Source organism: Salipaludibacillus sp. CUR1 (genome assembly GCF_021028955.1).
Classification (GTDB): domain Bacteria; phylum Bacillota; class Bacilli; order Bacillales; family Salisediminibacteriaceae; genus Salipaludibacillus.
This window is the reverse complement of record NZ_JAIWPE010000094.1, coordinates 247,462-260,065: the sequence shown is the minus strand read 5'-3', so window position 1 is coordinate 260,065 and position 12,604 is coordinate 247,462. Positions and strand designations below refer to the sequence as shown.

The following is a 12,604-nucleotide window of genomic DNA, read 5'->3' as shown; positions in this document are numbered from 1 at the left end:
AGGAGTTAATTAGGTACTGTCGAAATGAAATTAAGGAACCCCTGCTTTTTCTCTGTCTCAACATTGCAAACACTTAAAAATATTAGTAATATAATTGATAACTCTATAAAGACAGCGGTGAAAATATGTGCTACAAGATACTGGAGAACGAATAATTCCTGAAGTGATGAAGCCGACAAACGGTATGTTGCTTGAGCATCTGGCAAGGTATTATTTTGCCCTCCCTTATACAAAGGGAAAAGTTCTGGACATTGCCTGCGGTTCGGGTTACGGGGCACACATGGCGGCTAAAACAAGAAAGAAACATATCAGCTCTGTGTTAGGTGTAGACCTTGACCCGGATATTATCACTTATGCCTCTAAAAATTACTATCATCCTCTTTTATCTTTCCGGGCTGGTGATGCCCTTGATAGCAGGCTTAAAGGTGACATTGGCACTTTTGATACGGTTCTTTCATTTGAAACAATTGAACATGTACCGAATGATAAAGAATTTCTACACAGAATATATGACCTGCTGGCTCCGGGTGGCACACTCGTCCTTTCAACACCTTTTGGTGAAGGACGAGGGAAACCGTGCGCCTCACCATACCATTTTCATCAGTTAACTGAAGAAGAGTTCTGCGCGCTTTTTAACGATAGCAAACTTGCTTTCACGAATACAGATTTCTATTATCAGCAGGGAGTCGCTTTTGAAAAGGAAAAACGGGCGGGTGTACGTTATCCTTTTGGAATTGCTGTTTGCAGAAAAGCTTTAAAAAACGACTAATGTTAAATAGGCTGAGACAAAAGTATAATAAACGTAGAAAAATCCAAACATTCATTTGGATTTTTTGCTTTGATTACATGGTTAAATTCGTGTCGTCAAAACACTTCGCTTTCCTTGGGCACGGCCTCAGCCTCCTTGATCACCAAAAACCGCTGATGTTCGGGGGCTTCGGCTCGCGCTGTTCCCACAGGAGTCTGCGTGTTGTGACGACACTTAAATCATTTTGGGATAAAGAGTTCGTATTAAACGATTCTCAGTTCTGTCCAGCCTCTTCTTTAAAGTTATTCATCCTCGTAATTAATGTCCAGTTCCAGAACATTAGGAAAGTAATCATTTGTAGCATGTTCATGCTTTGAATATGGATCTTCCTCGTCATAAACACTTTGCACTGTCTCTTCAATCTGGCTTTCCAGTTCATCGAGGTCTTGGTCCAGTTTTGTCAGTTCGTTTGAGGCTATATAAATGGCCTGGTGGGATGCTTCAGAAGACATTCTCATAGAATCCATACCGCCCTGTGGATTATGGAAACCGTCAGAGTTTTCCGCTGCAATAATGTCCCAGAACCACTGGCCTTTCCGTACATAATATTGGGCTTCTTCTATTTTTTCATCCGGGGCGCCAGCGGTAATCATCCGGTTTACATAGTAGTGCGCCCGGACAGAAGCTTCCTGTGTCTCATCCATCGCGTCTAAGTGCCTTCTTTGAATATCATATACCCGGTCTTTTAGTTCTTCAGCTGTCTTATCGCTGTGGCAGGCGCGGCATGACTGTTCAGCGTTAATGAGCGGCGAACCCCAATGATGCGATGAGATTTTCCTTCTGCCGTCAGTACGTTCATAAGGCATATGGCAGTCTGCGCAAGCGACTCCGGCTTCTCCGTGCGGTCCGTAACTTGATATTTCAAACTCAGGGTGCTGAGCTTTAAGCATTGGCGCACCTGAGATGCTGTGCTCCCAATCGTAATCGAATCCCATTTCTATTGCCTGGTTTTCTTTATATTCGAACATTTCTTCAGGCTTTAAACCATTATCCCACGGGAAAGTGACTTTTCCGTTATCCGGGTGGAAATAATACTCTACATGACATTGTGCACAGACGTAGGAGCGCATCTCATTTTTAGATGCTTCACTTACATCTATCCCCTGGCGTTCCATAGCATTAACAAAGGACGGACGTGTGATCCGCAGTTCCATGGTCTGAGGGTTATGGCAATCTGAGCACCCGACTGATATATGGCCGTATTCTCCTAATTCTTCGACTTCGTGGCCTTCTCCAAGAGCGACTGTTCTTGGAAAAACTTCTTCCCGGAAGCTTGCTCCCCAGTAATCTTCTCCCATTTCCTCAATAAGCAGAGGAACGGCAGTACTTTTACATGTCATACAGGAACCAATGGAAGACTCATTTATCCGTTTAATATTATTGACATCTTCTACAGCGTTTGTATGTCCTCTTGTCTTGTTATACTCAAGCATAAATCCGTAATTATTAAAGAGTATTGGAAGGTTGGGTTCAATATCTGAGATAAATTTTGATGTTACCTTTCCGCTCGGCTCCAAGTTTTTTAAATAGCTGTTATATTGCAGGGGGAAATCTTCTTTAAATGCGTGATTAATGATTTCATTTTCTGAAAGATCTGTGCTTATATCTCTGACTTCCGGTTCTTCAGGGGAACCGCAGGCTGCAATTATTAGAGAAAGTGCTGTGATGAGCATAAGGGAAAGGAGTAATGACACTTTTAACTTCATTTTACTGACCTCCTTTATTGCGTAGTAGGGGGTACTTCTACACTTTGCGGCTGATGCCACTCATCCGGTTTATAGATCCTGTTGCCGTGAGGAACCTGGCGGTGGCAATCCATACAATTATCTTTCGCATTCTTAAAATCAATGTTCCGCAGGCTTGGTTCGTGGCAGCTGACACAGTTTCTCTGTAAAACTTCTTCCGATTCCGCTGTGGCATGAAGGACATCCGGAATATCTCCAGAACCGAGGGTGTTCATATAAATATGTCCGAGGCCGGCCCTCGCTTTGAATGTCATTTTTGAGACGGTGCTGTCCCTTGGCGCATGACAATCGTTACAATTAAGGTGGGCATGGTTGGATTCTTTAAATGATTCATGCACAGTCCCCATAACATGACACCCTGAACAAAACTCTGCCGTATCTGTCGCCTGAAGAGTGGTAGCGGTTACAGAAAAGGCTGCAATGCCGGCAAACACCCCTATAAGCAGAATTAGAAGTGTTTTTTTAGAGATTCTTTCCCGCCACTTATCTCCTTTCCAATTCATATCAGTCACCTCCTGTCAAAAATTTGCAGAGTGGCTCACTTTAAGTGTACATGGAACAGGCTTTTTAAAATGTGATAATCATCACATTTTTGCTATAAATTACAAAATTTAACAATTACCTTATTAAACAGTTTATTAACTTATCGATCGTTTGCACCGTTACTAGTTTTATAACCTGTACTCTAAAAGAAAAGGGATCGTAAGTTCCTTATGACCAGCACTCTTAAAAAAAGAAAAGACTGTCAATTAATATGACAGTCTTAAGAAGACACGGGGTGTTCACTTACTTTCAATCCGCCTGATCCTCCACCAGTATCTTTCCCTTTAAAAAAGAGTTTGCGGTCACGGTACATAAATCCTATCGACAAAGCAAACGCGAGGATATCAGCCAGCGGAAAGGCGATCCATACCCCCCACACGCCAAAATAATTGGGGAGAATAAGGACAAGCGGGATAAGGAATAAAACCTGGCGGGCCATAGATAAGACAAGGGCAGGTTTTGCCTTTCCAAGAGCCTGGTACAGGCCTCCGCTTACCACCTGCACCCCGATTAAAACAGCTGCAGCAAACATGATTCTAATACCGTCCACTCCAGTAGCAATGACTTCCGGATCAGCCGTAAATATCCTCATAAAAGCAGCCGGGAACGCCATCATTGCAATAAATACACCCGCTGAAAAAACGGTGACAATTTTTAAACAAAGCAAAATGGTTTCCCGCATTCTTTCAAACTGCATGGCTCCATAGTTATAGCCGACAATAGGCTGCATCCCCTGAAGAATCCCCATCATAGGCATAAGAGCGAACATCGCGATTCGCTGGACGATTCCAAACACTCCGACATAAAATTCGCCGCCGTGCGAGATTAGCATGGCATTGATTGCCACCATCATAACACTACCCGCCACCTGCCTCACGAAAGCAGGCAATCCAATGACTGTGACTTCCTTTATAATCGCCAATTGAGGAACCATTTCTGACAAACGGATTTTAAGCGAACTTTTTCCTGTTAAAAAATAGTGGAGCACTATGAATGAGATACTTGCCTGAGATATAACAGTTGCAATAGCCGCCCCTTGGACACCCATATTTAACCAGATTATAAATACAGGGTCCAGAATGATATTAAGAACAGATGGAATAATCATTGTTATCATTGCAAACCGGGCATTTCCTTCTGAACGGATAATCGCGTTTGTAGTAAAAGAAAATGTAAAGAAGATAGTAGCCATCGTTATCGGAAAGATATAGTCCAAAGCATACTGCATAATTTCAGGGGTAGCCCCAAAGATTCTGAGTATAGGTTCAAGGACAGTAAAGGAGGCTATAACTCCAATAAAGCTTAAGACTATAATTAAGGAGATGATATTGCTGAAAACACGGTTGGCTTCCTGATCCCGTTTTTCCCCCAGCCGGCGGGAAATAACCGAAGATCCTCCAATACCAAGCGCAGCTGCTAAAGCCATCATAATAATCATAACCGGAAAAGCGATGGTTACGGCTGCGACTCCGTCAATCCCTACAAAGTAAGAAATGAAAATGGTGTCTACGACATTGTATAATGCCATGACCACCATTCCAATCATTGCCGGAATGGATAAAGATTTTAACAGTTTCGGAACAGGCTCCGACCCTAATCTCGTACTTTGCTCTTTCTGGCTCATTCAGTTTCGCCTTCTTTCTCTTTACTTTTCTGCAAAGATTTTTCTTCTAAGTTTGTTTTCATTCTTTTAAGCCAGCTGATAATGAGACTCTGTTCTTCTTTTGAGAAGCCTTCCATCAGGTCTTTCTCGAGAGTATTAATTTCAAGCCAAAGCTTTTCTTCAAGATCAGCTCCGGCAGCAGTCAGGCTGATCACTTTAGTCCGGCGGTCAGTCTCGCTGGACGATCTGATAATTAAGTCCTTTTTCAACATACTTTCTACAATGCCGTTCATTGTAGAAGCTTTAATATACAGGCGTTTTTGAAGTTCAGACTGGGTTAAATCACCGAAACGGCTCAATAAATAAAGAGCTTTTGCCTGAGCACGCGTGACATCGTAATCTGAAAGTTTATGGCTATGATTATTATGAATAAAATGAGTCACTAAGCCCATATGATAAGCTACAAATTCATCCATTTCCCTGTTCATTTCGTTAGCCCCCTAACTAAATTACACTTATAATTATATCAAAAACCTTTAATTCAGTACATATTTAACATGAAAATATTTAGTCAGCTAAATTTTAGTAATGCGAAATATTATATCTATATTGTCCCTGATTTTGCAAATTAAAAACAACGTGGGTCACTTTTAGTTTTACCTTAAATAGCCTCAGCTTTTTTGATTGAAGGACAGAAGGCGGCGACGCCACAGGGATTAAGCGCAGTCTGAAGATCCAATTCAACGAAGCTCCAGGCTGAGTTGAATTTAGCTGAAGACAAGCCCCTGGGCAAGCGTCCGCCTGACGGACTGAAATCTCTCCTTTTCTCAAAAAGAACAGCCGAACAAAATTAGAAAATTTTGTTCGGCCTTCTTTATGATTACTATTTTTTTGTCTTAGTCCCGCTTTTAATTTACTTTATTTATTTTTTAATAGTTCAATGATTTGCGCTGCTTTTTCTTCCAGCTCTTCCTTCACCGAGCCTTCAACATGGCGCTCATTCGGTTTGCGGTTTAAATGGTTAAGGTAATTCTCCATAAATTTAACAGATTGGCTGTAGCGCTCATGGCTGTGGTGATGATTCGCTTGCCTTAGTGTATTACTCAACTGATTTACAAGAGGTCCTTTAACGGCGCCTTCGTTAATGTAACTGTTCATAAGATCCTCAAGCTCAGCGATTGCCTGTTCGGCATTCTGCTCCGGCTGGTCTGCTCCAGCCCTCATTTCTTCAGTAAAGTTATACGTGTAGACAGCACCGCTATTACTGTCTTCAACTAGCTCACCTGTTGCACTGACAGCCAGTAACCCCAGCTTATCAATGTGGTCGGCTCCTTTAACAGAGCTGTTAAACACGACTCTTCCGTTTGTCTCAACAGGTTTGATTGACCAGTTGTACGAGGCATACGGTGTGTAAGGCTCACCAAGCGACTCCAGATAATCCAGAATAACATATCTGTTTTCTACACTCAGGCTTACTAAAGATTCCACTAACGGCGCGTCCAGCCCTTTAAGGTGGTCACCCCCGCCCCCTGCACGATAGTTATTTGTCGCAACTAAGAAGGTCATGTCTGAAGTGACAGGTTCACCTTCATACGTAAGGTTTGTAATTCTTTCCCCTACAGGCTGAGTCACATCGATCTGGTACTCGACACCTTCGATAACGTCGTAATTGAAAGCACTGAAACTTGCAAGCAGTCTTTGATCCTCTGTTTCTTCCGGATCAATTTGTCTGAAGCTTTCTGCTGACCTTTCGAGCCATTGGACCAGGCCATCGCCGTCTACTTCTACGACTTGCAGGGTATTATCGTAAACGTAAATATCCGCTAAGTCTCTTACTTTGATTTCTCCTGCATCAACTTCTGTATACCCACCTCTGTATCCGGCTCTGAATGGAGCAGCTGCGGAAAGTAAAGGTTTGTCTTCATACTCTGTTCCTTTTAAGTAATCTTCAGCAAACCATAACTGCGCATCGTTAACTAACTGTAAAACTTCGTTATCCATAACAAGAGAGAAGAATGTGTTAAAGCTTTCTGTAATAGTACCAACTGCACTGTTCACATAGTCGAGCGTTCTTTCGTGAACATTTGCAATTAAATCAACGATACTTTCTTTAGGCTCGACATCCTCAACCCCTGTCACTTCTGACTTAGAGCTGACAACTGTCCATTCCCCGTTTTCTTCTTTAAGATCCAGTTGGATTGTCCCTAAGTGGCTTCCCCAGGAGCCGGACATTACCGCAGGCACCCCGTGGATTGTTCCTGTCGCATCATCTACTCCCTCAACACGGTCATAGCCGGAGTTTCCAGGGAAAGTCTGGTGCGCGTGCCCCATAACAAGAGCGTCAATCCCTTCTACTTCCCTTGCAAGACTGACTGCCGCATGCTCTGTCTCACGGTCGCCAGTGTTGACACCGGTGTGAGCAAGTGCAATAACTAAATCTGTCTGTTCAGCAAGTTCAGGCACATATCTTTTAGCAGATTCAACGATATGTTCAACTTCTACATTTCCATCAAGGTGGAGGTTATCCCACTGCATGATTTGCGGAGGTGTAAAACCTATTACCCCAAGAGTAATCGTTTTTCCGTCTACTTCGTGTTCAATGATTTCATAAGGCTGGAACCTGTGTTCCTGCAAGTCTGTACCTGCTTCATACACGTTAGCGTTCAGCCATGGGAAATTTGATGTTTCGATAGCATTGTCTAAAAAGTCCAGTCCGAAGTTAAATTCGTGGTTACCAATAGACACTGCCGCATAATCAAGCTCATTAAATGCTTTAATGATCGCTTGAGTTTCACCCGGTTCAAGAGGTTCTATAGACGCTTCCAATTCGCCAAGAAGGCTTCCCTGAAAGATATCCCCATTATCAAATAGAATCGTATTATCATGATTTGCTCTAATTTGGTCAATCAATGTCGCCGTTTTTACTAATCCGTAATTGTCCACTTCTGAATCATTCATGTAATCATAAGGCATAAGATAAGAGTGAATATCCGTGGTCGTCATAATCATCAGTTCATGCACATCATCATTTTCTTCGCCAAATGCTGTCATAGGCATTAAAAACATAAATAACAATGAAACAATAGCTGCTTTCTTAAATACATTTGCCATTTTAGTATTCAACATAAAATACCTCCAAACGTTTTTTAAAGACTTTGGGAACTTAGCTGCGCCACTTAAAATCAGGATACTTATTTGCAAGTTTCCTCCTCTTTCCCCACACCTCCTAAAAAATCAGGCTGCTCCCTCCGCACAATAAAGCTAACTAGCCAGTTGGAAGCGGCTGTCAGCAAATAAACACTATATATTTTAAAATCAAGGCAGGTTGTACAAAGAGAGGTCTGACAATTGCTAAAATTAGTTTACCATATATTTCTGCAAGCCTTTACAAATTTTTATAGAATTTAATAGAATCCTACAAATTAACTATAATTTCCCCTTGGTATTACAAAAAAACAGGGAACCCTAGTTAGTAAGGACCTCCCCGTTTCCAAGTACTTGTATAAATCTGTTTTCGATAAGATCCGGTTTCCTGGAGGCTGGGCTACCCGCCCCGTTTACAAAGTAATTTAATGGCAATAAGCTAATCCGTATTTATCGTAAGTGCCGGTGACATCAATCGCAAAGTCAATGTCTGTTTGTTCTTCATTTAAGATAACAGCTATATGATAAATATTCCCTTCAGTTTCATCCATCACAGAAATGGCGTAACTTCCATATTCTTTGGCCCGGTCCGCAGACTCCACGGATAACCCGTTTATGTCTTTGTCATGCAGATCTTCAATGAGAGCAAGAGCTTTTTCCTCTGCTTCTTTTTTCAATCCGTCTCCATCCGCAAATATGAAAACCCCGGCCATGACGGCTCCTATAAGTAAAAAAGCTGCAGCAATAAGACTGATTAATTTTTTCACTGGCCGCCTCCTCACAAAAAAGCATCTTTTATTATATTATTCCATTATACATAATCCCGCTCTTAATTCCGACTATTTTTATGCGAAAAATTTAATACCATAAACTGGGGGGTCAGACCCCCCAGTTTATGGTATTTAAGTTGACATATGCTCATATATATGTTTAAATTGGTTATTGTGTTTCATTTAAGCACGATCGTTCTGATTAACCGATTCAAGTATTTTTGTAAGTGACCCCGGTCTAATGACATCACTTACACACTATATTGATTTATATTCTGGAATCCTGTGAACACTTCGAGTATGCCTGAGTTACACTGGCGCGGTCTCGGAGCCGCAAGGATGAAAGAGAGGCAGGGCTTTCATTATTTAGTAACAAAAAAAGTCTATTGCAGAGATTTACCGCGGCGGATATCGTCGGTTAGTATCATAGCGAAAAACAGTATAAGCTTCGTTAACTTATATAGAAATTACAAAAGCAGGCTCCCCGGGGGACGCCTGCTTTTTCCAATTTAACAGTAATTTGCTGATTATGCTGTCTGTTTATTTATTTCCGGGCTGCCGCAAACCTTCGTCCTTAAAGCCGTGACCGGTTTGTAAAACGTCTGTATAAGCGGACCGATTCCAAATGCGACGAGCAAAGTTCCCACACCGATTGGCCCTCCAATAAAGAAAGCAACAATAAGAACCGCCACTTCCAGAAACGTCTTGGAAAATGACAAACTTTTACCGGTCAGCTGATGAAATACCATCATTGACTGGTCGATAGGATTACGGGCAAAATCAGACTGCAAATAGCAGGAGATCCCCGCCGCACCGCTTAAAATACCGGTCAGCAGAATGAGCAGCCTGCTCCCCAATCCGGCTGCAGTAAAATCGGCAAAAACGACAAGCAGCCAAAAATCTACTAAACTGCCAATCACAAACATAGTGATAAGCGCAGAAAAGTCAGGCTTTTGTTTTAACAGCAGCCCATTAAGCAGAATAAGGATAAACCCGACAATAAAAGTCCAGCTCCCTACAGTAAGTCCGATATTATATGAAAGGGCAACAAACAGGGCATCCCAGGGGCCGGCTCCTAATCCAGCTGTAATAATCATGCTTATTCCAAAGGATAAAAGGACTAAACCAGTAAAATAAAACCCGCCGATAATTAATCTGTTTCTCATTTTTCTATCTCCATTCTCCATTTTCTTTAACACTGCCAAAACTGTATCTTATCATACTTAATGATGGATAGACGAAAGTTTTTAAGACGAATGGAAAAAATGGGAGGGTCTGCCTAGCTGTTTTCACCACCGGACATCCCCCTATGCCCTCGTTTTTTATTAAAAGCTTTCCAGTCGCAAAAATGCGGACGGGATGGTAAACTCATAGTGTTTCAGATTGATCAAAACAGAAGGAGCGATAATCTTGTCACACAGCAAAAAACTTCTTGTAGCTTCTGCAATTTTCGGGGTTATTGGAGTCATGATGGGAGCCCACATGGCGGGAGCCGGTTCTTATGCTTTGCGTCCTGTCCACGCCCATGTCCTGGTGGTCGGCTGGCTCTCATTATTTTCCTGGAGTATTTATTATAAAGTTTATAAACCCGAAAGAAGCCTCTTAACGACCCTTCACGTTTGGAGTGCCCTTATCGGGTCGGCTGGTCTGAACGCAGGAATGTATGTATTTATGCTTGATACCATTCCCTTACCGGATGTCTTTTCGCTTATTTTCTACATTGCAAGCGGCACAGTTCTGGCTTTAAGTTTTATCCTGTTCCTTGTTTTAGCTGTAAAGGAACCTGATACTGAATAACCGTTGAAGCGCCCCTGCATAACTGACAGGAGCGCTTTTTTATATATCGTTTCTTTCCAGAGATTCGACGGCTTGTCTTACAGACCTGAAAGTAATGAAATTATCAGAGCTAATATCCAATTCTTTCGTTTTCATGGCTATTTGGGGTGTAATTCCTGTAATAATCAATTGAATCCCTTTTAATTTAAGCAGGTCACTTAGCTGAAAAATCCCTATAGTCGCTTCTTCATCCATATTGGTAAATCCAGACAGATCCAGGATTAAATGTTCGGCATTTTCCTTGGCTAACACAGGGAGCACTTTCTCGAAAATATTGCCGACGCGTTCGCCATCTATATTACCAATAAGAGGAAGGACAGAGATACCTTCTCCAACGGGAACAATCGGAGTGGATAATAATTCTATTTCGCGGTAATATTCCTCTACCTGCTTCTGGGCGTGTTTAAAGCTGGTAATATCTTTTTGCATTCCAATAAAGTACCGTTTATTATCTTCTTCGATATAAATTGGATCTATATGGAGCTGATTCCAGAATGGTTCACCATTTTTTTTATAATTCAGTATATCAATAGATGCCGCCTCAAAATTACGAACCGCGTCCTTCAGCTTTTTTATCGCTTTCGGGTCTGTGTCTTCCCCTTGCAGGAAACGGCAGTTCTGTCCCAATACTTCTTCTTCTGTATACCCAGTCAGTTCAGTAAACCCTCTATTCGCATAAATAATCGGGTTGTCCTCCTGGTCTGCGTCCGTAATAATGACTACCAGCTGAGTTCTTTCGAATATTTTATTTTTTATCTCTGGTATATTTTTCACCGTCTCCACCTCTTTTATATTTCATTTCTGAAATGTCTCTCCTGCTCTTATTTTAACCGAACAGTAAACTTTTAGAAAGCAGAGTAAAAAACCAGAATCTGGGGGGACAGACCCCCCAGATTCTGGTTATCCACTATGCTCATGGCTGAAAAGTTCTGATAAGACGAGTGTACACGCTCCTATAACTGAGCCTTCTTCGTCCAGTTCACTTAAAACAATGCGCGTATTCCGGGCGCGTTTACTTAATGCCCTCGTTTTAATTACCTTGTGAACTGGATCCATTAAGAAAGATCCGGCTTTCGAGACACCGCCGCCGACAATAATCATTCGGGGATTGAGAAAATGAATAATGTTCAGCAGCCCGATCCCCAGGTATTCTCCTGTTTCTTCGAGAATTTCGGCAGCAACTGCATCGCCGTCTTTTGCGCATTCATATATTAGCTGGCCATCCAGCTCTTCCAGATCATTTCCCGATCTTTCTTTCAAAAGGGTTTCCCTGTCGTCTTTAACCCTTTCTCTGGCTCTTTCCTTTAATGCATGGCCTGAGGCGAGCATTTGAAAACAGCCTTTATTGCCGCAGGAACATAACGGTCCGTTCAAATCTATCAATGTATGACCAATTTCTCCCGCAAGGTCGTCACTTCCATGAAAGAGTTCATCATGCAGTATAATTCCGCTGCCGATCCCTTCGCCTACATTTAAACAGACAAAATGATCGGTTTCTTTCCCGGCTCCAAACCATTTTTCACCTAACGCTAATGCTTTAGCATCGTTTTCAACTCTTACCGGTAAATTAAAATGATCTTCCAAAACTTGCTTAACCGGTACGTTCTCAAGCTTTAAAGTTGGCGCGTGGACTGCTGTACCAGCTTCATGGTCCACAATCCCGTGCATCGCTACTCCAAGACCAATAAGTTTATCTTTGGCCTCTTCAATTTCCTCCAGAAAAGAAAGAATAATATCCTGTAAAAACTGAAGAAAACTTTCTTCAGTAAGCGATTCTCTATCGGGCATTTTTACTAATTTCCTTTTCAAAATATCAGCATTGAGGTTCGTCAGGGCGAGCCGGACTTTCTTCACGCCCACATCCACACCAATAATATACCTGCTGTTTGAATTAATCGTCAGGAGGATAGGCTTCCGCCCTCCATTAGACGTCCCCGCCCTGCTTTCAAGGACGAGGTCAGCTTTAATTAATTCATTAACAATGTTAGTAACAGTAGGAGGAGTCAACTTAGTTTTTTTAGCTATTTCAGACCTGGAAATAGCACCATTTACACGAATCGTATTTAAGATCAATGACCGGTTCAACGATTTCATTAACTGGAAACTGCCTGTCATACGGGAAGACAAGGTTATTCACCCCCTTAATATTTTTCTT

The 12,604-nt window shown here is 42.0% G+C and carries 11 protein-coding genes; 2 read left to right on the top strand and 9 right to left on the bottom strand.

Going from position 1 to position 12,604, the window contains the following annotated elements; translation table 11 throughout:
- Nucleotides 1-127 precede the first annotated feature (127 nt).
- Nucleotides 128-769: a class I SAM-dependent methyltransferase gene (locus K8O68_RS17000; protein ID WP_230897987.1), complete on the top strand. Its 642-nt coding sequence runs from the start codon at nucleotides 128-130 to the stop codon at nucleotides 767-769.
- A 281-nt stretch (nucleotides 770-1,050) separates the two neighbouring features.
- Here K8O68_RS17000 and K8O68_RS16995 read toward each other — a convergent pair whose 3' ends face one another.
- The 7 genes from K8O68_RS16995 to K8O68_RS16965 all read right to left on the bottom strand — a co-directional run bounded on the left by K8O68_RS16995 (nucleotide 1,051) and on the right by K8O68_RS16965 (nucleotide 9,779).
- Nucleotides 1,051-2,514, bottom strand: a complete 1,464-nt coding sequence (locus K8O68_RS16995) for an ammonia-forming cytochrome c nitrite reductase subunit c552 (protein ID WP_230897986.1) — start codon at nucleotides 2,512-2,514, stop codon at nucleotides 1,051-1,053.
- Nucleotides 2,515-2,528: 14 nt separating this feature from the next.
- The gene (locus tag K8O68_RS16990; protein ID WP_230897985.1) at nucleotides 2,529-3,056 is read right to left on the bottom strand and encodes a cytochrome c3 family protein; all 528 of its coding nucleotides are present in this window, start codon (nucleotides 3,054-3,056) and stop codon (nucleotides 2,529-2,531) included.
- A gap of 260 nt (nucleotides 3,057-3,316) precedes the next feature.
- On the bottom strand, nucleotides 3,317-4,720 hold the full coding sequence (locus K8O68_RS16985; RefSeq protein ID WP_230897984.1) for an MATE family efflux transporter: 1,404 nt from the start codon (nucleotides 4,718-4,720) through the stop codon (nucleotides 3,317-3,319).
- Nucleotides 4,717-5,187, bottom strand: coding sequence for a MarR family winged helix-turn-helix transcriptional regulator (locus K8O68_RS16980; RefSeq protein ID WP_230897983.1), 471 nt, complete (start codon nucleotides 5,185-5,187; stop codon nucleotides 4,717-4,719). The genes K8O68_RS16985 and K8O68_RS16980 overlap by 4 nt, the downstream gene beginning before the upstream one ends.
- Before the next feature lie 430 nt (nucleotides 5,188-5,617).
- Nucleotides 5,618-7,825 carry a bifunctional 2',3'-cyclic-nucleotide 2'-phosphodiesterase/3'-nucleotidase gene (locus K8O68_RS16975; RefSeq protein ID WP_230897982.1) on the bottom strand — a complete coding sequence of 736 codons (2,208 nt, stop codon included), beginning with the start codon at nucleotides 7,823-7,825 and terminating at the stop codon, nucleotides 5,618-5,620.
- Between the two features lie 443 nt (nucleotides 7,826-8,268).
- Complete coding sequence (locus tag K8O68_RS16970) at nucleotides 8,269-8,610, bottom strand: hypothetical protein (RefSeq protein WP_230897981.1); 342 nt, start codon at nucleotides 8,608-8,610, stop codon at nucleotides 8,269-8,271.
- 530 nt (nucleotides 8,611-9,140) lie between these two features.
- A complete protein-coding gene (locus tag K8O68_RS16965) occupies nucleotides 9,141-9,779 on the bottom strand; it encodes a YczE/YyaS/YitT family protein (RefSeq protein WP_230897980.1) in 639 nt (212 codons plus the stop codon).
- Nucleotides 9,780-10,023: 244 nt separating this feature from the next.
- Between K8O68_RS16965 and K8O68_RS16960 the strand changes: the two genes are divergently transcribed.
- A complete protein-coding gene (locus tag K8O68_RS16960) occupies nucleotides 10,024-10,410 on the top strand; it encodes a hypothetical protein (protein ID WP_230897979.1) in 387 nt (128 codons plus the stop codon).
- Between the two features lie 39 nt (nucleotides 10,411-10,449).
- Here the strand turns inward: K8O68_RS16960 and ytvA are convergent, their stop codons facing one another.
- Together ytvA and K8O68_RS16950 are read right to left on the bottom strand one after the other, a co-directional pair.
- Nucleotides 10,450-11,223 (bottom strand): YtvA family blue-light photoreceptor, encoded by a 774-nt coding sequence (ytvA, locus tag K8O68_RS16955; RefSeq protein WP_230897978.1) that lies wholly within the window; start codon nucleotides 11,221-11,223, stop codon nucleotides 10,450-10,452.
- A gap of 126 nt (nucleotides 11,224-11,349) precedes the next feature.
- On the bottom strand, nucleotides 11,350-12,576 hold the full coding sequence (locus tag K8O68_RS16950) for an ROK family transcriptional regulator (protein ID WP_230897977.1): 1,227 nt from the start codon (nucleotides 12,574-12,576) through the stop codon (nucleotides 11,350-11,352).
- Nucleotides 12,577-12,604: the final 28 nt, after the last annotated feature.

What these genes read in the sequence shown, in the direction of transcription:
- K8O68_RS16995 (WP_230897986.1), bottom strand. Translation starts at nt 2,514, where the DNA reads ATGAAGTTAAAAGTGTCATTACTCCTTTCCCTTATGCTCATCACAGCA.
- K8O68_RS16980 (WP_230897983.1), bottom strand. Translation starts at nt 5,187, where the DNA reads ATGAACAGGGAAATGGATGAATTTGTAGCTTATCATATGGGCTTAGTG.
- K8O68_RS16990 (WP_230897985.1), bottom strand. Translation starts at nt 3,056, where the DNA reads ATGAATTGGAAAGGAGATAAGTGGCGGGAAAGAATCTCTAAAAAAACA.
- K8O68_RS16985 (WP_230897984.1), bottom strand. Translation starts at nt 4,720, where the DNA reads ATGAGCCAGAAAGAGCAAAGTACGAGATTAGGGTCGGAGCCTGTTCCG.
- K8O68_RS16975 (WP_230897982.1), bottom strand. Translation starts at nt 7,825, where the DNA reads ATGTTGAATACTAAAATGGCAAATGTATTTAAGAAAGCAGCTATTGTT.
- K8O68_RS16965 (WP_230897980.1), bottom strand. Translation starts at nt 9,779, where the DNA reads ATGAGAAACAGATTAATTATCGGCGGGTTTTATTTTACTGGTTTAGTC.